Annotated in this window: 23 protein-coding genes and 1 tRNA gene; 13 read left to right on the top strand and 11 right to left on the bottom strand. The window is 64.7% G+C overall.

Going from position 1 to position 24,517, the window contains the following annotated elements; translation table 11 throughout:
- Positions 1 to 80 precede the first annotated feature (80 nt).
- Positions 81 to 1,061 carry a DUF3592 domain-containing protein gene (locus JQ591_RS13885; protein WP_211396571.1) on the top strand — a complete coding sequence of 327 codons (981 nt, stop codon included), beginning with the start codon at positions 81 to 83 and terminating at the stop codon, positions 1,059 to 1,061.
- Here JQ591_RS13885 and JQ591_RS13880 read toward each other — a convergent pair.
- On the bottom strand, positions 1,058 to 1,864 hold the full coding sequence (locus tag JQ591_RS13880) for an N-formylglutamate amidohydrolase (protein WP_211396570.1): 807 nt from the start codon (positions 1,862 to 1,864) through the stop codon (positions 1,058 to 1,060). The two genes, JQ591_RS13885 and JQ591_RS13880, sit on opposite strands and share 4 nt — an antisense overlap.
- 89 nt (positions 1,865 to 1,953) lie before the next feature.
- Here JQ591_RS13880 and JQ591_RS13875 point away from each other — a divergent pair, with 89 nt between their 5' ends.
- A complete protein-coding gene (locus tag JQ591_RS13875) occupies positions 1,954 to 2,865 on the top strand; it encodes a transglutaminase family protein (RefSeq protein WP_211396569.1) in 912 nt (303 codons plus the stop codon).
- Positions 2,866 to 2,910: 45 nt separating this feature from the next.
- Complete coding sequence (locus JQ591_RS13870) at positions 2,911 to 3,309, top strand: gamma-glutamylcyclotransferase family protein (RefSeq protein WP_211396568.1); 399 nt, start codon at positions 2,911 to 2,913, stop codon at positions 3,307 to 3,309.
- Here the strand turns inward: JQ591_RS13870 and JQ591_RS13865 are convergent.
- Positions 3,306 to 3,869 carry a chlorite dismutase family protein gene (locus JQ591_RS13865; RefSeq protein WP_211396567.1) on the bottom strand — a complete coding sequence of 188 codons (564 nt, stop codon included), beginning with the start codon at positions 3,867 to 3,869 and terminating at the stop codon, positions 3,306 to 3,308. The two genes, JQ591_RS13870 and JQ591_RS13865, sit on opposite strands and share 4 nt — an antisense overlap.
- 159 nt (positions 3,870 to 4,028) lie before the next feature.
- Between JQ591_RS13865 and dnaG the strand changes: the two genes are divergently transcribed.
- From dnaG to JQ591_RS13850, 3 genes are all read left to right on the top strand, one after another.
- Positions 4,029 to 6,047, top strand: a complete 2,019-nt coding sequence (dnaG, locus tag JQ591_RS13860) for a DNA primase (protein ID WP_211396566.1) — start codon at positions 4,029 to 4,031, stop codon at positions 6,045 to 6,047.
- A gap of 377 nt (positions 6,048 to 6,424) precedes the next feature.
- Entirely contained in the window at positions 6,425 to 8,572 is a 2,148-nt protein-coding gene (gene rpoD / locus JQ591_RS13855; protein WP_211396565.1) for an RNA polymerase sigma factor RpoD, read from the top strand.
- Between the two features lie 211 nt (positions 8,573 to 8,783).
- Entirely contained in the window at positions 8,784 to 9,164 is a 381-nt protein-coding gene (locus tag JQ591_RS13850) for a thiol-disulfide oxidoreductase DCC family protein (RefSeq protein WP_433995206.1), read from the top strand.
- 18 nt (positions 9,165 to 9,182) lie between these two features.
- On the opposite strand, the gene JQ591_RS13845 is transcribed toward JQ591_RS13850, so the two are convergent.
- Positions 9,183 to 9,419, bottom strand: coding sequence for a hypothetical protein (locus JQ591_RS13845; RefSeq protein WP_211396564.1), 237 nt, complete (start codon positions 9,417 to 9,419; stop codon positions 9,183 to 9,185).
- Positions 9,420 to 10,046: 627 nt separating this feature from the next.
- Positions 10,047 to 10,979 (bottom strand): OmpA family protein, encoded by a 933-nt coding sequence (locus JQ591_RS13840; RefSeq protein ID WP_433995203.1) that lies wholly within the window; start codon positions 10,977 to 10,979, stop codon positions 10,047 to 10,049.
- 174 nt (positions 10,980 to 11,153) lie between these two features.
- On the opposite strand from JQ591_RS13840, the gene JQ591_RS13835 reads away from it, so the two are divergent.
- Positions 11,154 to 11,960: a lytic murein transglycosylase gene (locus JQ591_RS13835; protein WP_211396897.1), complete on the top strand. Its 807-nt coding sequence runs from the start codon at positions 11,154 to 11,156 to the stop codon at positions 11,958 to 11,960.
- 81 nt (positions 11,961 to 12,041) lie between these two features.
- Here JQ591_RS13835 and JQ591_RS13830 read toward each other — a convergent pair whose 3' ends face one another.
- On the bottom strand, positions 12,042 to 12,872 hold the full coding sequence (locus JQ591_RS13830; protein ID WP_211396562.1) for an SDR family NAD(P)-dependent oxidoreductase: 831 nt from the start codon (positions 12,870 to 12,872) through the stop codon (positions 12,042 to 12,044).
- A gap of 130 nt (positions 12,873 to 13,002) precedes the next feature.
- Between JQ591_RS13830 and JQ591_RS13825 the strand changes: the two genes are divergently transcribed.
- The 4 genes from JQ591_RS13825 (at position 13,003) to JQ591_RS13810 (ending at position 16,483) form a co-directional block, all read left to right on the top strand.
- Positions 13,003 to 13,377 carry a response regulator gene (locus JQ591_RS13825; RefSeq protein WP_211396561.1) on the top strand — a complete coding sequence of 125 codons (375 nt, stop codon included), beginning with the start codon at positions 13,003 to 13,005 and terminating at the stop codon, positions 13,375 to 13,377.
- A gap of 56 nt (positions 13,378 to 13,433) precedes the next feature.
- Positions 13,434 to 14,045, top strand: coding sequence for a LysE family translocator (locus JQ591_RS13820; RefSeq protein ID WP_007596605.1), 612 nt, complete (start codon positions 13,434 to 13,436; stop codon positions 14,043 to 14,045).
- Between the two features lie 565 nt (positions 14,046 to 14,610).
- Positions 14,611 to 15,822, top strand: a complete 1,212-nt coding sequence (locus JQ591_RS13815; protein WP_211396560.1) for a GGDEF domain-containing protein — start codon at positions 14,611 to 14,613, stop codon at positions 15,820 to 15,822.
- 34 nt (positions 15,823 to 15,856) lie between these two features.
- Positions 15,857 to 16,483: a peptidoglycan recognition protein family protein gene (locus tag JQ591_RS13810; protein WP_211396559.1), complete on the top strand. Its 627-nt coding sequence runs from the start codon at positions 15,857 to 15,859 to the stop codon at positions 16,481 to 16,483.
- Positions 16,484 to 16,487: 4 nt separating this feature from the next.
- Here the strand turns inward: JQ591_RS13810 and JQ591_RS13805 are convergent, their stop codons facing one another.
- The 3 genes from JQ591_RS13805 to JQ591_RS13795 all read right to left on the bottom strand — a co-directional run bounded on the left by JQ591_RS13805 (position 16,488) and on the right by JQ591_RS13795 (position 19,150).
- The gene (locus tag JQ591_RS13805; RefSeq protein WP_211396558.1) at positions 16,488 to 16,829 is read right to left on the bottom strand and encodes a hypothetical protein; all 342 of its coding nucleotides are present in this window, start codon (positions 16,827 to 16,829) and stop codon (positions 16,488 to 16,490) included.
- A 194-nt stretch (positions 16,830 to 17,023) separates the two neighbouring features.
- Positions 17,024 to 17,923: an RNA polymerase sigma factor RpoH gene (gene rpoH / locus JQ591_RS13800; protein WP_211396557.1), complete on the bottom strand. Its 900-nt coding sequence runs from the start codon at positions 17,921 to 17,923 to the stop codon at positions 17,024 to 17,026.
- Positions 17,924 to 18,142: 219 nt separating this feature from the next.
- On the bottom strand, positions 18,143 to 19,150 hold the full coding sequence (locus tag JQ591_RS13795; protein WP_211396556.1) for an RluA family pseudouridine synthase: 1,008 nt from the start codon (positions 19,148 to 19,150) through the stop codon (positions 18,143 to 18,145).
- Between JQ591_RS13795 and JQ591_RS13790 the strand changes: the two genes are divergently transcribed.
- Together JQ591_RS13790 and JQ591_RS13785 are read left to right on the top strand one after the other, a co-directional pair.
- Entirely contained in the window at positions 19,149 to 19,493 is a 345-nt protein-coding gene (locus tag JQ591_RS13790; RefSeq protein ID WP_211396555.1) for a hypothetical protein, read from the top strand. The two genes, JQ591_RS13795 and JQ591_RS13790, sit on opposite strands and share 2 nt — an antisense overlap.
- Before the next feature lie 223 nt (positions 19,494 to 19,716).
- A tRNA-Glu gene (locus JQ591_RS13785) sits at positions 19,717 to 19,791 on the top strand.
- A gap of 145 nt (positions 19,792 to 19,936) precedes the next feature.
- On the opposite strand, the gene JQ591_RS13780 is transcribed toward JQ591_RS13785, so the two are convergent.
- The 3 genes from JQ591_RS13780 to JQ591_RS13770 are packed head-to-tail and all read right to left on the bottom strand — an operon-like array spanning position 19,937 to position 24,494.
- Positions 19,937 to 20,287, bottom strand: a complete 351-nt coding sequence (locus JQ591_RS13780) for a DUF3240 family protein (protein ID WP_211396554.1) — start codon at positions 20,285 to 20,287, stop codon at positions 19,937 to 19,939.
- Positions 20,284 to 23,361: an efflux RND transporter permease subunit gene (locus JQ591_RS13775; protein ID WP_211396553.1), complete on the bottom strand. Its 3,078-nt coding sequence runs from the start codon at positions 23,359 to 23,361 to the stop codon at positions 20,284 to 20,286. Before JQ591_RS13775 ends, JQ591_RS13780 begins: the two co-directional genes overlap by 4 nt.
- Positions 23,361 to 24,494, bottom strand: coding sequence for an efflux RND transporter periplasmic adaptor subunit (locus tag JQ591_RS13770; protein ID WP_211396896.1), 1,134 nt, complete (start codon positions 24,492 to 24,494; stop codon positions 23,361 to 23,363). Before JQ591_RS13770 ends, JQ591_RS13775 begins: the two co-directional genes overlap by 1 nt.
- Between the last annotated feature and the right edge of the window lie 23 nt (positions 24,495 to 24,517).

The raw sequence follows: 24,517 nt of genomic DNA, 5'->3' as shown, positions 1-24,517 counted from the left end.
CCTCCAAAGCCGGCCCGGCTTGAACCCTTCGCGGCGGCGATGCGTCCAATCGGACATTGCCGCTGACGAAGGAATTGGCCGTGCCCGATCTGCCCTGGTTCGTCTATGCGATGCTGCTCGCACCGCTCGGGCTCATCCTGGTCGCCGCCATCGTCAAGACCTGGCAGGTGCGCGAGGCGCGAAACTGGCCACAAGCACCGGGCAAGGTCATCACCTCGGTTGCCGAGTTGCGCGACGTCAAGGTTTTCGACGACGATCGCGAAGGGGGCTCTCGTCTCGAGAGCCGCAATTTTGCGAACGTGATCTACGAGTATTCTGTCGGCGGTCGCAAGCTGCGCAACAACCGCATCTCGATCGGCGAAGATCTCGGCAATTTCCAGGTCGCCGAGAAACTCGCAAAATATCCCGCTGGCAGCGTCGTCACCGTCTATTACGATCCGCGCCATCCCGACCAGGCCGTGCTGGAGCGCGACCTGCCCAAGGGGCTGTGGGGCTGCCTCGGCATCGGCACGGTGATCGTGCTTGGCATCGTGTTCGGTTCTGCCTTCGGCCTCAACCAGACTTATGCCTATCTCACGCACCACGTCGGACGGCCCGATCTCGCAGGCCTCGTGGTCGCCTTTGCCGGGTTCGGCCTCGTCATCGCGTTGATGGGGTTTGCGGTGCGGCGGCAGGCGTCGATGGCGACGCGCTGGCCGGCGGTGCCGGGTACCATCAAGCTGTCGGGGATCGAAGACTATCACCGGGCCAGCGAGCCGGGCGAGCGCCGCGGCACCGAGATGTTCGGCAAGCGAGTGACCTACACCTACGTTTATCAGAACGTCAGCTACACCAATGAATGCGCGCGCGCCGCGGCTGGAACGCCATCGGGGGCCGACCAGATGCTGCGCAAGCTGATGTCGCGCTACCAGGACGGCGCGACCGTCGAGGTTCGCGTCAATCCGGACAACCCGGCCGAGGCGACGCTCGAGGCAAACGGCGCCGGCCGCATCGCCTTTGTGCTGTGGGGCATCGCCGCGATCTTCGCCGCGCTCGCAATGTTCGTCGCGACGCGAGGCTAATCGACCAGCCTCTCCGCCCGCAGCTCCACCTCGATCTCCGCAAAAATCCCCGCCAGCCGCTCGGCCCATTGCTGCTGGCCGGACTGGTCCGCGATCAGATCCTGGCGGATCTCGATGCCGGTGTTGACGAGGCCGCGGGCTTCGCCGTGCACGGGGATGGTGTAGTCGGTGAGGTCGTTCACCGCATAGGGCTCGTTGTCGCCGACGACGAGATCGCCCTGGCTGCGCAGGTGCCTGAGCAGCAGCTGCGGCAGCACGGTGTCGCGGTTGTACAGTGCGCCGATGTGCCAGGGCCGGGCGACGCCGGCATAGACCGGCGTGAAGCTGTGTAGCGACACCAGCACGGTCGGCCGCTTGTCGTGCAGGCGGCGGTCGATCGCGGCATCGATACGGCTATGATAGGGCTCGAAAATCTCGCGGCGCCTTGCGGCGCCCTCGCGCTCGGAGATTCCCTCGTTGCGCGGGATCGCGGTGGCCTCGGAAATCACGGGGATCGAGCTTACGGCGGCGGGCGGGCGGTTGCAGTCGATCACCAGCCGCGAATAGCGCTGAGCGATCAGATGTGCGCCCAGCATCTCTGCCAGCCGGTCGGCGACACCCGCGATGCCGATGTCCCATGCGATGTGCCGCGTCAGCTCGCTTTCCGCGACGCCGAGATCGCCGAGCGCGCGCGGCAGGATCCGGCCGTAGTGGTCCGAAGTGAGCAAAAAAGGCGATCCCGCCTGCGCATTCACCTCATGCACTGGGGGAATGTCACCCTCGCCAAGGAGTTGATCGGCCGCCTCGATTGTGTCTAAAGCCATCCTGATTGCCTAATGAAACAGCAGTCATCCCAAATCGGGCGGGAATCGCTATAGATTGATCCGTCCGAAATCGCCATGATCGACTGACGATGCCGCTGCTGACGATTCATCACAAGACCGAATATCGCTACAACCGCCCTGTGGCGTTCGGCGAGCACAGGATCATGCTGCGTCCGCGCGACGGGCATGATCTGCGCGTGCTTGACTCCAGGCTCGAGATCTCGCCCGAGCCGATGTCGCTGCACTGGATCCACGACGTGTTCGGCAATTCCGTCGCGATCGCGAGTTTCGACGAGCGCGCGGACGCGCTGATCTTCGACTGGCACGTCACCGTCGAGCACAATCCGGTCGAGGAGTTCGCGCTGACGCCGGACGACCCGGCCTATTTCTATCCGTTCGCCTATGACGACGAGGAATTTCCCGACCTCGTCCAGTACATCACGCCGCAATATACCGATCCCGACGGCGAGATCGCGGAATGGGCGCGCGGCTTTCTCGACGAGGACGCGCCGACGCCGACCTTCAAGATCCTGAGCGGCGTGACCCACAGCATCCGCAAGCAGTTCAAGTACCGCAAGCGCCACGAGCTGGGCACGCAACATCCGCTCGACACCTTGCAGTCCGGTACCGGAACCTGCCGCGACTACGCGCTGTTCATGATCGAGGCGCTGCGCCATCTCGGCATCGCCGCACGCTTCGTCTCCGGATACATCTTCGTGCCGGAGGACATCGGGCAGCGCCATGTTGGCGGTGGTTCGACGCATGCCTGGGTGCAGGTCTACCTGCCGAGCGCGGGCTGGATCGAGTTCGATCCGACTAACGGCATCGTCGGCACCCGCGATCTCATCCGCGTCGCGGTCGCCCGCGATCCGCGCCAGGCGATCCCGCTGCACGGCGTCTATATCGGCCCTGCGGGCGCGTTCGACGTCATGGAGGTGAACATCAGGGTGGTGTCGGACGAGCAACCCAGCGGCCGGGACCTCGAGGCGGAGGTTTCGTAGATCTGCTGCGATTTGCTCGCTGCTGATTGACGGTTATAGAAGGCCATGACCTCCAATCGTCTTTTCGTCTACGGCACGCTGATGCGCGGCTTCGACCATCCGATGGCGCGGCTGCTTGCGGGCCACGCGGATTGTCTCGGTGAAGCGACCTGCCGCGGCCGGCTCGTTCTGGTGAAGCATTATCCGGGGCTGCTGCTCTCCGATGTGCCGTCGGACCGCGTCCACGGCGAACTCTTCCAGCTGCGCGTGCCCGACGAGCTCTTGCGCGAGCTCGACATGTACGAGGCCTGCGGCGAGGGCTTTCCGGAGCCGACCGAATATCTGCGTCAGCTGGTCGACGTGACCGGCGCCGACGGCGAGACGGCGCCGGCCTGGACTTACATTTACAACTGGCCCGTCACCGATCTGCCGCGCATCGAATCCGGCCGTTTCCTCGACGACTAGGCCGACAGCACTTCCTTCACCGCGCGCACGTCGACCTCGCGCTCGACATAGGTCCACTCCTCGGTCTGCCTGAGCAGCGCGACCAACTCCTCGAACAGCGAGGCGTGCGTGGGCGCGAATTCGAACCAGGTCAGGAAATCGAAGGGACCGCCGAGATCGCGGCAATGATAGAGCTGGCGCGCAATCGCAGGCAGGAAGCGCAGGCTGCTCGCGATGTGGTGCGATTTGTCTTCGAATATCCTGCGGCGCTCTTCCTGCGTCAGCTCCCACCACGCCTGCGACTTGCGGATCGGAATCAGCGCCGCGCTGGTTGCTTCGAGCCGGCCGAGGCCGGCCTGCACGGCGGTGAGCTGCTGCTTCTCGGCGCGCTCGGTGTAGCGCAGGCTGCTTGCGATGCCGACCAGGCGCCAGGCATTGCGCGAGGGCACCAGCGGCAACGAGATGGCCTCGCTGTCGGTGACCGACAGCGCCGGCATGAAGGGCAGGGGCTCGCCCGTCACGGGCGAAATCGAGGTGATGCGCCACCCCCCGCTCTGGCCACCTCTGAAGGTCCTGAACATCGCCCATGGAAGCGTGGAACCGGGTCGGGTTCAAGCTTTCTATCGCATCTTCGACCTGTGAATAGCCGGGAGAAGCCCCAAGTGCATCGTATTTCCCGGGGCCATCCTTATATGCCTATTCGTTGGCAAAACGCCCGACTCACCCCAGAAATCAACCTGATGCGCTTCACCCCCCAATTCCTCGACGAGCTTCGGGCCCGGCTTTCGGTCTCCGAAGTCGTGGGCAAGCGCGTCAAGCTGAAGAAGGCGGGGCGGGAGTGGAAGGGGCTGTCGCCGTTCCAGCAGGAGAAGACGCCGTCCTTCTACGTCAACGACCAGAAGGGCTTTTACCACGACTTCTCCTCCGGCAAGCACGGCGACATCATCAGCTTCATGATGGAGACCGACGGCCTGCCGTTCGCGGAGGCCGTGGAACGGCTCGCCAATATGGCGGGCCTGCCGCTGCCGGCGGTGACGCCGGATGCGGCGCGTCAGGAGCAGCGGCGCCGCTCGCTGCATGACGTCATGGATCTCGCCGCGAAATATTTCGCGGAGACGCTGGCCTCGCGCGTCGGCGCCAAGGCGCGCGGCTATCTCGCCGACCGTGCGATCTCGCCGGCGACGCAATTGCAGTTTCGGCTCGGCTATGCGTCACCCGATCGCTTCGCGCTGAAAGAGCATCTCGGCAAGCTCGGCGTCTCCGTCGACGACATGGTCGAGACCGGCATGCTGGTGGCCGGCAACGACATCCCGGTGCCCTATGATCGCTTCCGCGACCGCGTGATGTTTCCGATCACCGATCTGCGCGGCCGCGTCATCGCCTTCGGCGGGCGCGCGCTGGAGAAGGACGTTCCGGCCAAGTACCTGAACTCGCCGGAGACGCCGCTCTTCCACAAGGGCGACAATCTCTACAACCACCAGACCGCGCGGAAGGCCACCCATGACGGCAGCGCTCTGATCGTGGTCGAAGGCTATGTCGACGTCATCGCCATGGTCACCGCGGGCTTTGCAGGCAGCGTGGCGCCGCTCGGCACCGCGCTCACCGAAAACCAGCTCGCGCTGCTCTGGAAGATGGCGGACGAGCCGATCCTCTGCTTCGACGGCGACCGCGCCGGCCAGAAGGCGGCGTATCGTGCCGCGGACCTTGCCTTGCCCTTCCTCGCGCCCGGCAAGAGCCTGCGCTTCGCGCTGCTGCCGGAAGGGCAGGACCCCGACGATCTCGTGCGCTCCGGCGGTCGCGGCGCGATCGAGGAGGTGATCGCGGCGGCGCGTCCGCTCGCCGAGATGATCTGGTCGCGCGAACTCGAAGGCGGCAATTTCGCCACGCCGGAGCGCCGCGCCGCGCTGGAGTCGCGCATCAAGGAGCTTTCCAACGGCATCCGCGACGAGGTGGTGCGGCGCTATTATCGGCAGGATCTTGCCGAGCGGCTCCAGCGCGCCTTTGCCCCCGAAGGCGGACGCGGCGGCTTTGGTGGCGGCCGTGGCAATTTCCGCCCCGGCCCGGCCGGTCGCCAGTTCCAGCCTCGCGGTGGTGGGGGAGGCGCGAATCGATTCGGTGGCCAGGGATTTGGTGGAGGCCGCCGCGGGCCGCCCGGTCCGATCCAGCTGCCCTCCGGGCCCTACCAGGCGGCGAGCGCGCAGCTGGCGGCAAGCCCGATCATGCGCGGCCAGCGCAGCGCCATCTCCCGGCGGGAGGCCCTGATCCTGCAAATCCTGATCAACCACCCCTGGCTGCTGCACGATCACCTCGAGGAAGTCGCGGCCCTGGAGCTCGCCCATCCCGAGGTCCATAAGCTCCGGGCTGGCATCATCGCCGCCTTCGCCAACGATCATCACCACTCGCCGGACCCTGGCGAGCTGGCCGAGAAGATGCGCGGCGACCTCGAGAAGGGTGGATTTTCGCAGGCGCTTCAAAGGGTTGAGGGCGGAATCACGACCGCGGCGGTGTGGGGCGCCCGCGAGGGCGCCGCACGGGACGACGTTCTCTCCACCTGGCATCAGCTGGTTGCCTTGCATCGGCAGTACCATTCACTACTTAGGGAGCTGAAAGACGCCGAGTTGGCCTTGGGGGAGGATCCCAGCGAAGCCAACATGGCGTGGCTACGCGACGTCAAGGCTCGGATAGGCGAAGTCGACGGCACCGAGGCCCTGATCGAGGGTTTTGGCGAGCTGTCGGGCCGGTTCCAGAAGAGCGTATGATGAAAAGAATCATGCGGACGGCCGGTGCCGGAACCGCTAAAAGACTCGCCAAATCCGAGGTTTGGCGGCAAAAACAGGGTTAATCGAGGCTTAACGGTCTTGTAGCACTTTGGCCACCAGGCGGCCGCAGGCAGAACAGACGCGTCAGGAATGAATCCGCGCAATTGCTGTTGGCACTACACCTGCATCCGCTGCGACAAAGAGGCTCACGAAGCGTTAGGCAAATCCGGCGAGAGAAAGGTCGGGGGTGGCGACAAGAAGTTCGCGCCGCCCTTTCTGTGTCGGTATCTGACGAAGCGAGAGCGTCGAGCAACAGGTTCAAGTGATTTCGCGCAGGCGCGGCGAACGTCTGTGTGAAACGCGTTTAGGAGCAATGGATGGCCACCAAGGCAAAGACGCTGCAGGCGAAGGACAAGGAAAAAGACGACAAGGCAGCGGACGCGCCGGAGAAGGACTCCCAGGACGCGCCCTCGCCGTTGCTCGATCTGTCCGACGCGGCCGTGAAGAAGATGATCAAGCAGGCCAAGAAGCGCGGCTTCGTGACCTTCGATCAGCTCAACGAAGTTTTGCCGTCCGACCAGACCTCTCCCGAGCAGATCGAGGACATCATGTCCATGCTCTCGGACATGGGCATCAACGTCACCGAAGCCGACGATAGCGAAGGCGAAGAGGACAAGGACGAGGGCGGCGAGGACGAGACCGACAACGAGCTCGTCGAAGTCACCCAGAAGGCCGTCACCGAGGTCAAGAAGAGCGAGCCGGGCGAGCGCACCGACGATCCCGTGCGCATGTATCTGCGCGAGATGGGCACCGTCGAGCTGCTCTCGCGCGAAGGCGAAATCGCGATTGCGAAGCGCATCGAGGCCGGCCGCGAGGCGATGATCGCAGGCCTCTGCGAAAGCCCGCTGACCTTCCAGGCCATCATCATCTGGCGCGACGAGCTCAACGAAGGAAAGATCTTCCTTCGTGACATCATCGATCTCGAAGCCACCTATGCCGGGCCCGACGCCAAGGCCGGCATGAACAATGCGATGATCGCCGGTCCGAACGGCGAGAACGGTGAAGCACCGGCCGAAGGCGGCCAGGCCACTGGCGCTGCGCCCGCGCATGTCGCCCCGCCCGCCGCACCGCCGGCGCCGACCCCGTTCCGCGCCACGCCTGCGCCCGGTGCCGGCGAAGCCGCGAAGGATCCTGCGGAGTCCGCCGCCGAAGCCGACATGGACGAGGACGACGAGTTCGAGAACCAGATGTCGCTTGCGGCGATCGAGGCCGAGCTCAAGCCGAAGGTCGTCGAGATCTTCGACAAGATCGCCGATAGCTACAAGAAGCTGCGCAAGCTTCAGGAACAGGACATCCAGAACCAGCTCGAGAGCACCTCGCATGGGCCCTCGCTCTCGCCGCACCAGGAGCGCAAATACCGCAAGCTCAAGGACGAGATCATCGTCGAGGTGAAGTCGCTGCGCCTCAACCAGGCGCGTATCGACAGCCTCGTCGAGCAGCTCTACGACATCAACAAGCGCCTCGTCTCGCATGAGGGCCGCCTGATGCGCCTTGCCGACAGCCACGGCGTCGCGCGCGAAGATTTCTTGCGCAACTACACCGGCTCGGAGCTCGATCCGCGCTGGCTCAACCGCGTCTCGAAGCTGTCGGCCAAGGGCTGGAAGAACTTCGTCCATCACGAGAAGGACCGGATCAAGGACCTCCGCCACGAGGTGCATCAGCTCGCGGCGCTGACCGGCCTCGAGATCATCGAGTTCCGCAAGATCGTGCACTCGGTGCAGAAGGGCGAGCGCGAAGCCCGCCAGGCCAAGAAGGAGATGGTGGAAGCCAACCTCCGTCTCGTGATCTCGATCGCCAAGAAATACACCAACCGCGGCCTGCAGTTCCTCGACCTGATCCAGGAAGGCAACATCGGCCTGATGAAGGCGGTCGACAAGTTCGAGTACCGCCGCGGCTACAAGTTCTCGACCTACGCCACGTGGTGGATCCGGCAGGCGATCACCCGCTCGATCGCCGACCAGGCGCGCACCATCCGCATCCCCGTGCACATGATCGAGACGATCAACAAGATCGTGCGCACCTCGCGCCAGATGCTCAACGAGATCGGCCGCGAGCCCACTCCTGAGGAATTGGCCGAAAAGCTCGGCATGCCGCTGGAGAAAGTGCGAAAAGTCCTCAAGATCGCCAAGGAGCCGCTCTCGCTGGAGACGCCCGTCGGTGACGAAGAGGATTCACATCTCGGCGATTTCATCGAGGACAAGAACGCGATCTTGCCGATCGACGCCGCGATCCAGTCGAACCTGCGCGAGACCACCACGCGCGTGCTGGCCTCGCTCACCCCGCGCGAAGAGCGCGTGCTGCGCATGCGCTTCGGCATCGGCATGAACACCGACCACACGCTGGAAGAAGTCGGCCAGCAGTTCAGCGTGACCCGCGAACGTATTCGCCAGATCGAGGCCAAGGCGCTGCGCAAGCTGAAGCATCCGTCGAGGTCGCGGAAGCTGCGGAGCTTTTTGGATAACTAGTTCAAGCGCCACGACTTGGCAGTTTGTTGAGACAAGAACGGCGGGCGAAAGCCCGCCGTTTTCGTTCGTGCCTACTTGTCGGCGGCGTTCAGCCAAAGAGGCTCATCTGCTTTTCTCGGATTATACTTCCGACGAGAAAGGCGCATCGATCCTGCAATTCCGGATGGATGGCTCCAGCCTCGACGTGGCACAGATCGACATCTATGCTTCGATGATGCCGGCCCACCTCACCGTCTGGTACAACACCCGCTGCCCCGTCTGCGATGCCGGCATCGACTGGCAGCGCAACAAGCTGTTGGCGTTGGTGCGCGCGGGCACGATCGAATTCAGGGATATCAACGAGCAGCCCGATGCGCTGGCGCACTTTGGCGCCACGCTCGACGACGTCAGGCGCCGCCTGCATGCGACCGATGAGGCCGGTCTGCTCATCGTCGGCGCGGATGTCGCGATTGTGCTGTGGCGGCTGACGCCGGGGGAGGGGTGGCTTGCGGCGCTGTTCGGCAATCGCGTGGCGCTGCCGTTCACCCGGTTCTTCTACGACCGGTTTGCCGATATGCTGTTTGCCTGGAACAAGTGGAGCGGGCGCTGGTGAGCGCCTGCCCGCATCGGCCTATTTCTTCTTCGCGCCGACCCGCTCGAGGTTCTTGATCTCCATCGGCGGGCGGCCGGATTTTTCCGCGATCTCGCGGTCCTGCTCCAGGATGAAGCTGCGGGCGGGCTCGTCGCCGTCGAGGCCACCCAGCAATTCGGCGGGGACGCGCCGGTTGGAGCGTTGGGAGCCGTCTTCATAGAAGACGTTGAAAAAGGCGAATTCGCCCTTGGGATTGGTTCCGGGTTTTTTGGCCATGGCCGGCTTTTCGTCGATCAGGGGGCCATAGTCAAATGACTTTGGCAGGTTTCCGGGGGCAACGCGGACCGTGGGGCGGCAGAACCGGCCGCACGAATGGATCGACGAAACCCGTTTGCAAGGCGCCTGGATCCAGGGTCGAAGCGTCCAGCGCTTCGTAAAACCCGATGCGATCCTTCGAGGAGACCCTTGCCTCAACAAACGGCGGGCCGCGAAGCCCGCCGTTTATTTTTGGTCTTCAGCGTCGCCCGGGGCTGGCGGGGCGACAACCTAGAATAGAAGACTATAACCTGCGCCATGCTGTGGCAAGGCAAATCGTTGGTGCTGCGATGTCGCAGCGAGCGCATCAGATATACGGTGGTCGCGACATCGCGTTTTGATATTCGTCAAAGCAATTGCTTGGACGGCCAAATCACTTTGTTCATATTTCCTGATCTCGCAATGCAGCGACCGGTGCGCGCCTTGTTGGAAAGCGCGTTTGCTTGCACGTATTCCCGCGTGCGTGCAGACGTTGCGACGCCCCAACATATGTCAGAATGAGTTCCGCACTTCACGTTGTTCCGTGCTCGTCGATCTCACGCCATGTGCGTCCGTGATGTTGACGTGCTTTGAGCGCATGCACCGTTCTCACGGCGCCACCAGCTCCACCCGCCGGTTGAGCGCGCGGCCGGCGTCCGATGTGTTGGAGCCGACCGGTGCCAGCAAGCCGACGCCGGCGGTGCGCAATCGCGGCTGCGCGATGCGAAAACTCTTCACCAGCTCGGCTGCGACTGCTTCGGCGCGTCGCGTCGACAGGTCGAGATTGTACTCATAGGCGCCCTGGCTGTCGGTGTGGCCGACGATGAAGACGTTGAGCTGCGGCTGGCTCGACAGCAGCTTTGCGATCTGCTCCAGCGTCGGGCGGCTCTCCGGCTTGAGCACGGCCTTGTCGGTGTCGAAATAGATGCCGTAGAGCGCGATGTGGCCGGTCTCGCCAAGCCCCTTCGCCATCGCGGCGGCGTCCACCATCTTGTTCGCGATGGCGCCGAGCTCGGCGACGGTGACTTGCGCGGTGATGTCCTGGTTGTTCTGGCTGACGATGACGCTGGCAAAAGTCTCGCGCCCGCCTTCGGTCTTGCGGCCGGCGTAGTAACGGTAGTTGAAACCATCGACCCACATCTGCGGGACCGGCAGCGTGTCGATGGCTTCGGTAAAGGGAATCGCGCCGCAGGCATCGGTGTCGCAGGCGAGCAGGGTCTCGAAGCCGGCTTTCGCCAGCTGCGTCTCGAAATTGCGCGACACCTCCAGGATCGAGGGGCCGGGATTGGTGCGATAGGCGATGCGGAAGACGCGGCCCTCGAGCCGCCGCGCATCGACGGGCTGGCCGTCCTTGAAGGCCGCGGCCTGCATCCGCGCCGCGTCAAAATCCTTCATCACATAGCCGGTGATGACGCTGCCGGCGAACCGGCCGATGCCGGGATAGTCGCGGCTGCCTGCGACATCGCGCGTCTGCGCGTCGGCCGTAACGGTGTGGAGCGAGAGCAAAGCGAGGACAGCAAGCATCCGGCAGGGAATGGGCATGGTCATCTCGATCGGTTGGGGACGGGGGAGCGCTGCTCCTTAGTCGCGCCCATGGCGGGTTCGGTTCTGGCGAGGTTTTGCCGCTTTGACGCGAATCCTGTTCCCGGGCATGATTGGCCACTGATTTCTGCGCATGATTTCAAAGGATTTTCCCGCATGCTGAGACACGCCTTGATGCTTGGACGAGGCTTGGCCGCCGCCTTCATCCTCTCGCTGGCCGGTGGCTCGGCGCACGCCGCGCGCTGCGGCGGCGACTTCAACAGCTTCGTTGCCAGCATGGCCTCGGAGGCGCAGGCGGCCGGTGTCTCGGCGAGCACGACCAACGCAGCGCTCAGCGGCGTGACCCCTGACGGCACGGTGCTCGCCTTCGACCGGCGCCAGCGCTACACCTTCAACAAGAGTTTTGAGCAGTATGTCTCGACCCGCGTTGGCCCCGGCCGCATCAACGGCGGCAAGGCACTGTTGCAGCGTCACGCCGCGTTGCTGTCGCGCATCGAGCAACAGTTCGGCGTGCCCCGCTATATCCTGATCGCGATCTGGGGCCTGGAGAGCGATTTCGGCAAGGGCGACATCGGCAAGATGCCGGTGGTCCGCACGCTGGCGACGCTCGCGCATGATTGCCGCCGCACGGAGCTGTTCCAGGGCGAGCTGCTCGCCGCGCTGAAGATCGTGCAGCGCGGCGACCTGCCGCTGCGCGACCTCATCGGCGCCTTTGCCGGCGAGATCGGGCAGACCCAGTTCCTGCCGTCGTCCTACATCAAGTACGGCGTCGATTTCGATGGCGACGGCCACGTCGACCTCCGCCACAGCGTCCCCGACGTGCTCGCCTCGACCGCGAACCTGCTCCACACCAGCGGCTTCAAGATGGGCCAGCCCTACGGCGAAGGCACCGCCAATTTCGAGGCGATGCGCGAATGGAACAGGGCGGTGATCTACCGCAAGACGATCGGGTATTTCGCCGATCGGCTGGCGGGGCAGTGAGGGGCGTGATGTCTCTCCGCACTCGTCCCGGCCTTCGCCGGGACGACGTTGAAAGCGAGGCGGCGCTGTCGTGCCACGCGGCTAGCTCCCCTTCGCCATCTTCTCCAGCTTGCGCTGCAACGGTGCCCAGTACGTTCCCGGGCGGAAGCGCTGCAGGAGATCCATGAAGCGGGCGTCGTTGCCGATCAGGATGCGCGGCTCGTTTCTCTCGATGCCCTTGATGATGCGCAGCGCAGCGTCCTTCGGCGTGGTCTTTGCCGCGTTCTCGAACCGCTCGATCGATTGTGACCGGCGCGCATTGTCGGTGACGCCGACCCCGGTGCGCGAATTGCGCGCGATGGCGGTGGCGACGCCGCCGGGATGCACGACCGACAGCTTGACAGGGCTTCCCGCCATCGCAAGCTCGTGCCGCACGCTCTCGGAAAAGCCGCGCACCGCGAATTTCGCCGCGGCATAGGCCGACTGTCCCGGCGGCGCGATGATGCCGAAGATCGAGGACAGGTTGACGATGTGCGCCTCGCTCATCGTCTTCAGATGCGGCAGGAAGGCGCGCGTGCCGTGCACCACGCCCCAGAAATTGATGTCGAACAGCCAATCCATCTGCGCCTGGTCGATCTCCTCGAACGAGCCCATCAGCGCCACGCCGGCATTGTTGACGACGATGCCGAGCGCGGGATGCGTTGTGGTCGCCTCGGTCGCGAACTGCGCGATGTCGCCGGGCTCGCTGACGTCGACGCGATGCAGGCTGACCTTGCATGGGGCTCCGATCTCGGCCGCGAGCGTCTTCAGCCCGGCCTCGTCGCGATCGGCGAGCGCGAGATCGCAGCCGCGCCGCGCAAGCTCGCTCGCCAGCGCGCGGCCGATGCCGCTTGCCGCTCCGGAGATGGCGGCGGCGCCGCGGATCGCTGTCATGATATCCCCCCGTCAAGTCCCCGATGCGGAACTATGATTTACATTTTTTCATATTGGAACCGAACCGCATGGCTGTTCCCCACCTTAACGTACGTTACTTGGTAGAGACAGGCAGCATTGGGAGCCGCCGATGGGACAAGCAAAGCCGTTTCGAGCAACCGCACTGATTGTGGAAGACGACCTCATGCAGAGGGAGATGCTCAGTCTTCTTCTCGAAGAAAGCGGCTACGACGTCATCCAGTGCGAGAGCGCCGAGGCTGCCGAACGGGTGCTGGACAAGAGCGCCGGCACGCTTTGCCTGTTGCTGACGGACGTGCAGCTTGCGGGGCGCATGACCGGGGTCGAGCTCGCGCACGTCGCCAAGGACCGCAACCCGAAGCTCGACATCGTCGTCACCTCCGGCCGCCCCTTGATGCAGCCCTTGCCCAACGGCGCGAAATTCTGGGCCAAACCATGGGCCCCGCTCGACGTGCTCCGCGAGGCCGAGATCGCGCAGCTGTCCTGACGGTCGATCCGGCAGGCCGGCTTTCGTGGTCCGGGGCGCGGTGATAAGGTCTGTCCATGACCTTGTCTTTCCTGCTCACCTCGCTCATCGTGGTCGCCTCGCCCGGCACCGGCGTGCTCTACACGCTGGCCGCCGCGCTGACACGCGGCTCGCGCGCGAGCATCGCGGCCGCCTTCGGCTGTACGCTCGGGATCGTGCCGCACATGACGGCCGCGATGCTGGGGCTCGCCGCCGTGCTCCACACCAGCGCGCTGGCCTTCGCCGCGCTGAAATGGTGCGGCGTCGCCTACCTGCTCTACATGTCCTGGCAGGCGCTGCGCGAGACCGGCGCGCTGGCGGTCGACGGCGAGATCCGCGAGCGTTCGGTTGGCCGCGTGATCGTGACCGGCTTCCTGATCAACATCCTCAATCCAAAGCTGTCGATCTTCTTCCTTGCCTTCCTGCCGCAGTTCATCGCCGCGGACGAAGCCCATGTGCTGGCGCGGATGCTGGAATTGAGCGGCGCCTTCATGGCGATGACGTTTGCGGTGTTCGTGGTTTACGGCCTCTGTGCAGCCTCGGTGCGCGAGCGCGTCATCTCCCGCCCGCGCGTCATGGCCTGGCTGCGGCGGAGTTTTGCCGCCGGCTTCGCCGCGCTCGGCGCCAAGCTGGCGTTCGCGGAGCGCTAGGTTCTCCAGCCAATAAAAAAGCGGGCCTTGCGCCCGCCACCTTCGATCTCTCGACCCCACCTGAAGCCCGGGCGGAGCGAACTCCACCCGGGCAAAGAATAAGAAGCCTCGTTACTTCTTCTTCGCTGCCTTCTTGGCCTTCTTCTTCGTCGCCTTCTTCGCCTTCTTCGCTTTCTTAGCCATAGGATCCTCTTAAGGGTTAATGGTGAAACGCGACACGAGGGATGCTCGGCGGAGGGCCAGCCTCGCAACATCCTCGATGACAAGCTCAGCAGATTCGCGCGCTTCTGCCCCGCGCTGTCACATCCGTGTCATCGCGTTATCCACAGCTCAGATGCATTTTCGGGTGATTTTGGCTCGCGAATCCGCATCGCCGGCATGCCTAACGATCCGACAACGGCGTCAGCCGTTCATGAATCCAAAACCAAAGGCACGCTTTCGCGGAACGCAGTGAGACTCCGTTAAGCGCGGCGGCCGCATTGTTCCCCGTAAGAAACGGGGATGGGGTCATGGACGGACGGCTGGCAGGGACAGAGGGCGCGACGCTGCGCGTGCGGCGCGCGCCATGCTGAACGTGCCGACACTCTGGACGGTGTTCGTCGTCAATTTCCTGGCGCTCGGCCTGATCTGGGCCTACGTGACCCGCTCCTATCCGAAATTCGCGGCCGCACGGTTCTGGATGGCGTCGGCCTTCGTCGGCGCCACCGGCGCGATGGCGGCCTTGATCCGCCTCTTCGTCGTCTCTCCCGTCCCGCTTCTGCTCGGGGCGGTCGGCATCATCGCGGCGAGCTGCCTGGCCGCCATGGGTATTCAGCGCTTCTACGATCGGCCGGTGTCGTGGCGCGTCATGGCCGCGACGGCGATCTTCAGCCTCAGTGGCGTCGTGTTCTTCATGGTCGGCTACGAGCACATGCAGCTGCGCATGCTCAGCTACTCGCTCGGTCAGGCGCTGCCGCTGGCGCTGTCGTTGCGTTTGCTGCTGTCGCCGCCGGAAGGCCGCGCCAGTCCGGGGGCCCGGCTGTCCGGCATCGTGATCATCACCATCATCGCGATCTTCGCGGCCCGCGCGATCGGCAATCTGCTCGGCGGCGATTTCTCCTCGGTCGCCGGCGGTCAGTCCCACGCCGTGATGGTGCTGGGGCTGCTGTTCCTGTCGATGACGCTCAATTTCGGCTTCCTGCTGATGGCGATGGACCGGCTGCGCAACGAGGTCGCCGACCTCGCGCTGCTCGACGATCTCACCGGCGTCGCCAACCGGCGCCATCTGCTGCAGCGCCTGACCGAGGAATGCGCCCGCTCGGAGCGCAGCAGCGAGCCGTTCTCGCTGCTGGTGATCGATCTCGACGGCTTCAAGACCATCAACGACACCCATGGCCATGCCGCGGGCGATGCCTGCCTCCAGCACTTCACCCTGATGGCGCAGACGCGCTTAAGGCCCGGCGACATGCTCGCCCGCACCGGCGGCGACGAATTCTGCGTCGTGCTGCCGTCGTCGACCTTGCGCGAGGCGGCTGCGATCGCCCGCCGCGTGCTCGAGGTCTGCCGCCAGGATGCCGTCAACTGCACCGGCGTCGACATCCCGATCGCGATCTCGATCGGGGTGGCGCAGTGGGACCGCGGCGTCGGCCAGTTTCCGGACCGCCTGATCGCGCATGCCGACCACGCGCTCTATGCGGCCAAGAAGAACGGCAAGAACGACTTTGCCGTCTACGATCCGGCGCCGCCGCTCTCGCCGGAGCCGATCGGTTCGGGCAGGGCCGCGCGCAAATTCGCGTAAGGTCGTGCTAACGTCAGGTCCGCACTGGACCCACATGATGATCTCTCGCCTGCTCGCGGCCGCTTTCGCCACTCTCTTCCTGATCGCACCCGCCGCCGCGACCGACGCCGAGCTCGCAAAGCTCGCGCGCGCCTCCGGCACACCCGACATTCCCGGCCTGAAGATGGTGTGGCTGGCGCCATGGGGCGACGTCGGCAACGCAAACCCCTGGCGCAACATCATCGTGCACCAGACCGAGGGGCCGGCGGGCTCGGCGCGCGGCGGCGCGCAGGCGCAAGCGAAGAATCCCACGCGTCGCGGCGTCACATTGTGGGTCGAGACCGACGGCACCGTCTATTGGGCGGTCGCGGAAAACCTGGTGCCGACCCATGGCGACGGCGCCAACCGCAACGACAACAAGTACATCGACAACAAGCCGACCTATCGCCAGGTGGTGCGCGACAATTCGATCGGCGTCGAGTTCGCCGGCAACTATCCCGACGTCACGACGGGCCCGACCACGGCGCAGGTCGCGGCGTGGAAGATCCTCGTCCAGGTCCTGCGCGCGCGCTACGGCATCCCGCTCGACCACGTCTATGCGCACAACTGGATCGACTACAAGGACGCGCGCTATTGCGAAGGCTGCTGGCTCGCGACGCTGGCGCGGATTTGGGGGGAATGACGGGCTACACCGGCTGCGACATCCAGCCGAAAAACCTGCGGATCAATCCCGTCCGTCGCGGCATCTCCGGCGGGCCATCCGCCGCCAGCACGCGCTTGAAGAAGTAATCCAGGAACACCATGTCGTTCGGCTCGGTGACGGTGAATTTTTCCTCGCCGAAGAAGACGCTGTAATTGAAGAAGAACGGACCCATGAGCGGGATCGTCGCGGTCGAGGCATAGTCCTTCGAGATCACGAACTCCGACGGCTCGAGCCCGTGCTCGCGCATCGCCTGCTCGACCAGCGGCAGCTTGCGCATGAACTGGGCGGAGAAGCCGCCCACGGTGGATTGCAGGATGATCGACACGGTCTGTGTCCGTCCAATTGGTGCTGTCGGTCCGATGTCTTTGGGTCGGTCGACCGGCGGTGCGGGTTCAAGATGCCTGCCCTTCGTCCCCTGCGAACATGCTGCACCTCACACGCAAACAAAAAAGCCGGCGTTGCCGCCGGCTTTCTGTCTCTTGTCGATCCGCCAATCTCTGGCGCCGGAAGCAACCGCGCTTAGAGCGCGGCTTCCAGCGCGGCCTGTTCGGCCTTTGCAATCGTGCCCTTGACCGCGGACTGCACCTTCTCGAAGGCGCGGACCTCGATCTGGCGGACGCGCTCGCGCGACACGCCGAACTCGGCAGCAAGGTCTTCCAGCGTCATCGGCTCATCGGCGAGGCGGCGGGCCTCGAAGATGCGGCGTTCGCGCGGGTTGAGCACGCCCATGGCGCCGTTCAGGGCGTCACGGCGGTGATCATACTCCTCGTGCTCGGCCAGCATGGCTTCCTGGTTGGGCGAATTGTCGACCAGCCAGTCCTGCCATTCGCCGGCTTCGCCGTCGTCGCGGATCGGTGCGTTGAGCGACGCGTCGCCACCGAGGCGGCGGTTCATGTCGACCACGTCCTGAGCCGTGACGCCGAGACGCTTGGCAATGATGGCCACCTGGTCGGGGCGGAGATCGCCTTCGTCCAGCGCGGAAATCTTGCTCTTCGCCTTGCGCAGGTTGAAGAACAGCTTCTTCTGGTTCGCGGTGGTGCCCATCTTCACGAGCGACCAGGAACGCAGGATGTACTCTTGAATCGACGCCTTGATCCACCACATCGCGTAGGTGGCGAGGCGGAAGCCCTTCTCGGGCTCGAACCGCTTCACCGCCTGCATCAGGCCGACATTGCCTTCCGAGACGACCTCGGAGATCGGCAGGCCGTAGCCGCGATAGCCCATGGCGATCTTGGCCACGAGACGGAGATGGCTGGTGACGAGTTGATGAGCGGCGTCGCGATCGTCGTGCTCGCGCCAACGCTTGGCGAGCATGTATTCCTGCTGGGGTTCCAGCATCGGAAACTTGCGGATTTCGCCGAGGTAACGGGAAAGGCCGGATTCGCCATTAAGGACCGGCAGTGCAGCGGTACGGGCCATAGTGCGCCCTCCAAACAGGTTCAGGCCCCCGATAGCGGCGGGCCAGGCAGACGACCGCTTGGTTAAAGCCGGTCGGTGCTGCGATGTTCCGCGTTGGTCATTTCAACGCAGACGCAATATACCCCATCGGGGGGCAAAAAGGGAAGGATTGCTGACGTCACGTCCCCGTGTGGCAGCTATAACTTTTTGTAATGTAAAGCCTTTCTGAAGCGGCCTGCGTCATAGCGCCGCTTTCAGGGCACCTTGAAGGAGAAGCAAATCCTCCGGCAGAGGCGCCTCCCAGTGGAGTAATTCTCCCGTCCTCGGGTGCTCCAATACCAGCAGGTAAGCGTGCAGGGCCTGCCGCCCCAGCGCGGCGAGGGCTCCTTGCGACTCGGGGCCCAGCTGGTTCGCCTTGGTCTTGAAATGCGGGCCGTAGACGGCATCGCCCATCAGGGGGTGGCCGATATGGGCGAGATGGACGCGGATCTGGTGGGTGCGCCCGGTCTCGAGCTCGCAGGCCAGCAGCGTCGCGATCGGCTTGCCGTCGCGCCCGGCAAAACTCTCCAGAAGCTCCCAATGCGTCACGGCCTCGCGGCCGCCCTGGCGCACCGCCATCTTCTCGCGCGCATGCGGGTGGCGGTCGATCGGCGCGTCCACGGTGCCGCGATGGCGGCCCGGCAGCCCCCAGGCGAAGGCCATGTAGCCGCGGCGCATCGGCCCGGTGCGGCCGTGGTCGGCGAATTGCGCGGTCAGCGAGGCATGCGCGAGGTCGTTCTTGGCGACCACCATCAGCCCGGTGGTGTCCTTGTCCAGCCGGTGCACGATGCCGGGCCGGCGGACGCCACCGATGCCCGACAGCGAGCCGCCGCAATGGGCGATCAGCGCGTTCACCAGCGTGCCGGTCTCGTGGCCGGCCGCGGGGTGCACCACCAGCCCCTTCGGCTTGTTGAGGACGACGATGTCGTCGTCCTCGAACACGATGTCGAGGGCGATATCCTCGCCTTTCGGCTCCGGCGGGACCGCTTCCGGCACGTCGATTGTGATCGTATCGCCGGATGCGACGTGATAAGCGGGGTCCCGGATCGCGGCGTCCCTGAGGCTCACCGCGCCCGCCAGAATCAGGGCTTTCAGCCTCGATCGCGACAGCTCGGCAAGGTGCACCGCCAGCACGCGGTCGAGCCGGGTCGAGCCCTCGGAGCCCTCGACGACAACCTCCAACCTTTGCGCAGAGCCAAAATTTTCCATGACGACGTCTGATACCGCTGTTCCCGAACCGAGCCCCGAGCAGGCCGCGCTGTTCGCGCGGGTGCGACGGATGATGCTGATCGCGGGGTTGACCACGGCGCTGGCAATCTGCGCCGTCCTGATCGCGGTGGGCTACCGCCTTTTCAAGTCCGAGGGAAGGGCGCCGGAGCCGGCAGGCGACGTCATCGCCACCCTGCCCAAGGGCGCCAGGATCGTCTCGACCGGGGTCGCGGGCGACCGGCTCGTGGTCACGCTCGATGTCGGCGGGGTCACCGAGATCCGCACCTTCGACGCCCACACCCTGAAGCCGGCCGGAAAGCTGAAATTTGCCAATGAGCCGTAGGGGCGGCCCCGGAACTCGCCGCCATCGTCGTCCTGGCGAAAGCCAGGACCCATAACCACCGATCCGGTCGCGTGAACGAGATCGCCGTTCCGATCCGCCTTAACCATCCGCATTCGGTGGTAATGGGTCTTGGCCCGCACCAGGACGACGCCGATTGAGCGTTTGAAACCCCGCGATCCCCGCTTGCCGCCGGCAAAATTCGAGGCTATGTCCTCTCCCTCACGCTCCCTTCGTCTAGCGGTTAGGACGCGGCCCTCTCAAGGCTGAAACAGGGGTTCGATTCCCCTAGGGAGCGCCAAATCCACCACATTGATTGTACGATGGCGCTCCAGTGCGGGAATGCCATGTTGCACGACAACTGATTGACCGTGCAGGCATCAGCCGAGCCTGCCATTTTGCGCCGTCACAATTTGCCGTTCGCGATCCGATCGCCCGAGGTGTCTCTACGGGTCCAATGACGGGTGCGAATGACTGGCGGAATACCCGTCGACCACGCCAAACTCCACAACTGGCATCATCCAATAGACCAGCTGCGATCCGGCAAACGCCGTCCTCAGCCGGACGAGCAGTTGCTCGGCGCCCACCTTCTTGAGGACGATCCGTACCAGCACCTGATCGGCATGACCCTTCACGCGTTCCGCCGGCGTCAATAATCGCACCGTCTCGCCGTGTCCGGCGGCATCGGATGCGGTGAAGCCGGGCACCAGATCGCTTTGCGCGGTGAGATAATCGAATAGTTCCTGGCGAAACTGGCGCGATGCAATCAGGGTCAGACAAACGAGTTCAGCAGTCATTTGGCAGCCTTCGCGACGCCGCCAAAGCGGCGATAGAGGATCGGCAGCAGAATGAGGGTCAACGCCGTCGACGACAGCAGCCCGCCGATCACCACGATCGCCAGCGGCTTCTGGATTTCGGATCCGGGTCCGGTCGCAAACAGCAGCGGGATTAGTCCGAGCGCTGTGATGCTGGCGGTCATCAGCACCGGCCGCAGCCGGCGCCTGGCGCCTTGGGTGACGATATCGTCTTGCGGCAGGCCGTGAGCGCGCAGCTGGTTGAAATAGGAGACCAGCACGACGCCGTTCAATACGGCGATGCCGAGCAGTGCGATGAATCCGACCGAGGCTGGAACGGAAAGATACTCGCCGGCCAGGACAAGGGCAAAGACGCCGCCGATCAGCGCGAAGGGAATATTGACCAGCACCAGCAGCGCCTGACGGATCGAACCAAAAGTGGTGAAGAGCAGAACGAAGATAAGCCCGATGGCGACCGGCACGACAATCGACAGACGCGCGGCGGCGCGCTGTTGGTTTTCGAACTGGCCGCCCCATGTGAGCCGATAGCCCTGCGGCAGCGTGATCTCCGCCGTCACCTTCTGCCGCGCTGCCTCGACGAAGCCCACCATGTCGCGGCCGCGGACATTGGCCCGAACCACGCTCATCCGGCTGCCGTCCTCGCGGTCGATCTTGACGGGGCCGTCGACCCGATGGATGCGGGCAACCTGCGACAGCGCGACGTGCTGTCCGGATGCCAGCGTCAGCGGCAGGCTGCCCAAGAGCGTCGGAGCCTCGCGGGTCTGCTCGCTGCCGCGGACCAGGATCGGCGTGCGGCGGCCATCTTCCAATGCGGTACCGATCGTTCGGCCCTCGATCTGGGTACGCAACGCGTTGGCAACCGCGTCCACGGTCAGGCCGAGGCGCCCGGCCTCCATCCGGTTGATCGCGATCGTATAATATTGCGCGCCTTCATTCAGCGTCGTGTACACGTCCTCGGCGCCGTCAATCCCGGACAGGATCGCCGACAGCCTGGCCGCGATCTCGTTCAGTTTTGCAATGTCGGGGCCGAAGAGCTTGACCGCTACGTCGCCACGCACGCCGCTGATCATCTCCTGCACGCGCATGTCGATCGGTTGGGTAAAGCTCAGCGACACGCCCGGAAACTCGGCGAGCACCTCGCGGAGTTGCTGCAGTAGTACCGACTTGTTCGACGTCTTCCGCTCCTCGACGGGTTTCAAGACCAGGAACGTGTCGCTCTGGTTGGGCCCCATCGGATCGAGGCCAAGTTCATCCGAGCCCGTGCGCGCGACGATGCCGGTGACATCGGGCACCTTGGCCAGGATCGCCGATTGAATTCTCGCATTGAGGGCGAGCGCTTCGTCGAGATTGACCGAGGGCAGGGTCTCGACGCTGACGATGATGTCGCCCTCGTCCATCGTCGGCATGAAGGTCTTGCCGAGCTGAGTATAGGCAAGGCCCGCCGCGACGAGAGCCACCCCGGCCGCGATCATCACCTTGCGCTCGTTGGCGAGTGCCCAGACCAACGCCGGTGCATAGAGGCGCGAGGCGGACCGGATCAGCCACGGCTCGTGATGCGGGACTGATTTGAGGAGAAACGAGGTCGCGACCGGAATCACGGTGAGCGACAACAATAGCGAGCCGGCCAGCGCAAAGATGATGGCCAGCGCTACCGGGATGAACAATTTGCCCTCGAGCCCCTGCAGCGTGAGCAGCGGAACGAAGACGATGATGATGATCAACACACCCGAAGCGACCGGCTCCAGTACCTCGCACACGGATCGAAACACGGTATGGACCAGCGGCGGCGGCGCACCGCTGGTCGCCTTGCTGAGGTTGCCGACGATGTTCTCGACCACGACCACCAGCGCGTCGATCAGCAGGCCGATTGCGATCGCAAGCCCGCCGAGGCTCATCAAATTGGCGGACATGCCGACGGCGCGCATGGCGATCAGCGCCATGACGATGGCGAGCGGCAGGCTGAGTGCGATCACCAGCGACGCCCGCCAGTTGCCGAGGAACAGCAGCAGCAGGACGACGACGAGGACGGTGGCTTCGCCTAGGGCGCGAACGACGGTGCCGACGGCACGGCCGACCAGCCGACTCCGATCGTAGAAGACGTTGATGGAAACGCTTTTCGGCAGCGAGGGCTGTAGTTCCTCCAGCCGCTGGCGGACGTCGTGCACGAGCTGGCCGGCGTTGGCGCCGCGCAGGCTCAGCACCAGTCCTTCGACCGTCTCGCCGCGGCCATCGATCGTGACGGCGCCATAGCGCGTCAGCGAGCCGACCTGGACCCGAGCGACGTCGTTGACCCGGATCGGGATGCCGTCGCGGGTGTCGACCACGATCGCGCGAATGTCGTCGATGGAGCGGATACTGCCCTCGATCCGGACCAGCGCGCTGTCTTCGCCCTGGTTGACGCGGCCGGCGCCGTCGTTACGGCTATTGGCCTCCACGGCGCGGCGAAACAATTCAGACGAAATGCCGCGCGCCGCCAGCGCATCGTTGAGCGGTACGATCTCGAAGGCCCGGACATAACCGCCGAGCGCGTTGACGTCGGCGACGCCCGGCACTGTCCGCAGCGCCGGGCGGATCACCCAATCGAGCAGCGTGCGCCGTTCCGCCAGCGACAGCTCGGGGCTGTCGATCGTGAACATGAACATTTCGCCGAGCGGGCTCGTGATCGGCGTCAGGCCGCCGTTGACGCCCTCAGGCAGATCGCGCGCAATGTTGGAGAGACGTTCGGTGACCTGATTGCGCGCCCAGTAGATGTCGGTGCCGTCCTCGAAATCGACAGTGATATCGGCAAGCGCGTATTTGGTCGACGAGCGCAGGATCTTCTTGTTCGGCAGGCCCAGCAATTCCAGTTCGATCGGAACAGTGATGCGCTGTTCGACCTCCTCCGGGGTGAGGCCCGGCGCCTTCATGATGATTTTCACTTGAACAGGCGAGACGTCGGGGAAGGCGTCGATCGGCAGGCCCGGTAGAACGACGAAGCCGGCTCCGATCAGCAACAGCACGCTCAAGCCGACAAACAGGCGCTGCGACAGCGCAAAGCCGACCAGACGTTCGAGCATCAATTGCCAGCTCCAAGGCCCACCAGAATGCCGCGCAGCGCGGAAATACCGCTGATCGCCACCTCGTTCTTGTCGCTGAGCTCGCCCGCGACCACCATGTGGTTCTGGTCCTCGGCAAGCAGCGTGACCGGGATCAGCCGGAAGCCGCCGTCGATGGCGACAAAGATCGAGGCGGCCTCGCCGCGCCGAACCACCGCGCTGTAGGGAACTTCCCAGGCGCTTTCGCCGGGGGAAAGAAAATTGATCCGTACCGCAGCGGTCTGTCCCGGACGCAGTTCACCATTATTGGGCAGTTCCGCCCGCACCAGCACCGTCTGGGTCGCAGCGTCGGTCGTTTCCGATACCAGCACGACGTGGCCCGGCGTCGCGTAACCTTCGACTTCCACTTTGGCACCCGTGCGAATGGCGCGGATGCTCGACCCGGGAATCGCAATCTCGGCCCATAGCGGCGACAGCCGCGCGAGCTTGACGAGCGGCGCCGATTGCTCCACCCGCTGGCCGGGTGAGATCGCAAGTTCAACGACCGTCGCCGGCTCGGGCGCCGCGACGGAAAGTGTCGCCGTGATCGCCACTTCATCGGTCAGGCGCGAAACATCCGCATCCGAGAGGCCGCTGAGCCTCAGCATCTGCCGGCGTTCGGCAACAGCAATGCTGGCCTGCCGCGCCTCGGTCTGGCTGGCCTCCACCACGCGCTGTGGCACCGCCTTGCCTTCGAACAATTCGGTGTTTCGTCGCAACTGCTGCGCAGCCAGAACGTCCTGCGCGATGGCATGCAGATAGTCGCGCTGCAGCGACACGAAGCTCGGGCTTTGCAGGGTGACGAGTCGCTGGCCCGAGGTGACCCGGTCGCCACGGGCCACCGATAGACCTGCGATCATACCGGCCGCCGGAGCACTAACGACCCACAATTGCGGCGTGGGGATCACAATCTGGGCCGGATAAGGCAGCGTCTGATCGGTTCGGCTGGAGACCGGATGCGTGACGCGCACGCCGAGGCTTCGCATTTGCGCCGGACTGACCTTTACCACGTCTTCCGCAAACGACGTGGTGACGTGGCCAGCCAGCGCGAGGCAGAGTATGGCGCAAGCCAACCGCCGTGGGTACGGATTCAGGATCACCTGGCAAAGATGCATCGGCAGAAAACTCAGCAAGAGAT

It is taken from the genome of Bradyrhizobium canariense (assembly GCF_018130465.1).
Classification (GTDB): Bacteria; Pseudomonadota; Alphaproteobacteria; order Rhizobiales; family Xanthobacteraceae; genus Bradyrhizobium; species Bradyrhizobium canariense_C.
This window is presented reverse-complemented; position numbering and strand designations above follow the sequence as displayed.

Coding starts and splice junctions, on each gene's coding strand:
- JQ591_RS13775 (WP_211396553.1), bottom strand. CDS start 23,361: ATGCTCGAACGTCTGGTCGGCTTTGCGCTGTCGCAGCGCCTGTTTGTC.
- dnaG (WP_211396566.1), top strand. CDS start 4,029: ATGCGCTTCACCCCCCAATTCCTCGACGAGCTTCGGGCCCGGCTTTCG.
- JQ591_RS13810 (WP_211396559.1), top strand. CDS start 15,857: ATGATGATCTCTCGCCTGCTCGCGGCCGCTTTCGCCACTCTCTTCCTG.
- JQ591_RS13830 (WP_211396562.1), bottom strand. CDS start 12,872: ATGACAGCGATCCGCGGCGCCGCCGCCATCTCCGGAGCGGCAAGCGGC.
- JQ591_RS13795 (WP_211396556.1), bottom strand. CDS start 19,150: ATGGAAAATTTTGGCTCTGCGCAAAGGTTGGAGGTTGTCGTCGAGGGC.
- rpoD (WP_211396565.1), top strand. CDS start 6,425: ATGGCCACCAAGGCAAAGACGCTGCAGGCGAAGGACAAGGAAAAAGAC.
- JQ591_RS13770 (WP_211396896.1), bottom strand. CDS start 24,494: ATGCATCTTTGCCAGGTGATCCTGAATCCGTACCCACGGCGGTTGGCT.
- JQ591_RS13790 (WP_211396555.1), top strand. CDS start 19,149: ATGACGACGTCTGATACCGCTGTTCCCGAACCGAGCCCCGAGCAGGCC.
- JQ591_RS13865 (WP_211396567.1), bottom strand. CDS start 3,869: ATGTTCAGGACCTTCAGAGGTGGCCAGAGCGGGGGGTGGCGCATCACC.
- JQ591_RS13780 (WP_211396554.1), bottom strand. CDS start 20,287: ATGACTGCTGAACTCGTTTGTCTGACCCTGATTGCATCGCGCCAGTTT.
- JQ591_RS13880 (WP_211396570.1), bottom strand. CDS start 1,864: ATGGCTTTAGACACAATCGAGGCGGCCGATCAACTCCTTGGCGAGGGT.
- JQ591_RS13875 (WP_211396569.1), top strand. CDS start 1,954: ATGCCGCTGCTGACGATTCATCACAAGACCGAATATCGCTACAACCGC.
- rpoH (WP_211396557.1), bottom strand. CDS start 17,923: ATGGCCCGTACCGCTGCACTGCCGGTCCTTAATGGCGAATCCGGCCTT.
- JQ591_RS13850 (WP_433995206.1), top strand. CDS start 8,784: ATGATGCCGGCCCACCTCACCGTCTGGTACAACACCCGCTGCCCCGTC.
- JQ591_RS13870 (WP_211396568.1), top strand. CDS start 2,911: ATGACCTCCAATCGTCTTTTCGTCTACGGCACGCTGATGCGCGGCTTC.
- JQ591_RS13835 (WP_211396897.1), top strand. CDS start 11,154: ATGCTTGGACGAGGCTTGGCCGCCGCCTTCATCCTCTCGCTGGCCGGT.
- JQ591_RS13845 (WP_211396564.1), bottom strand. CDS start 9,419: ATGGCCAAAAAACCCGGAACCAATCCCAAGGGCGAATTCGCCTTTTTC.
- JQ591_RS13815 (WP_211396560.1), top strand. CDS start 14,611: ATGCTGAACGTGCCGACACTCTGGACGGTGTTCGTCGTCAATTTCCTG.
- JQ591_RS13825 (WP_211396561.1), top strand. CDS start 13,003: ATGGGACAAGCAAAGCCGTTTCGAGCAACCGCACTGATTGTGGAAGAC.
- JQ591_RS13840 (WP_433995203.1), bottom strand. CDS start 10,979: ATGCCCATTCCCTGCCGGATGCTTGCTGTCCTCGCTTTGCTCTCGCTC.
- JQ591_RS13820 (WP_007596605.1), top strand. CDS start 13,434: ATGACCTTGTCTTTCCTGCTCACCTCGCTCATCGTGGTCGCCTCGCCC.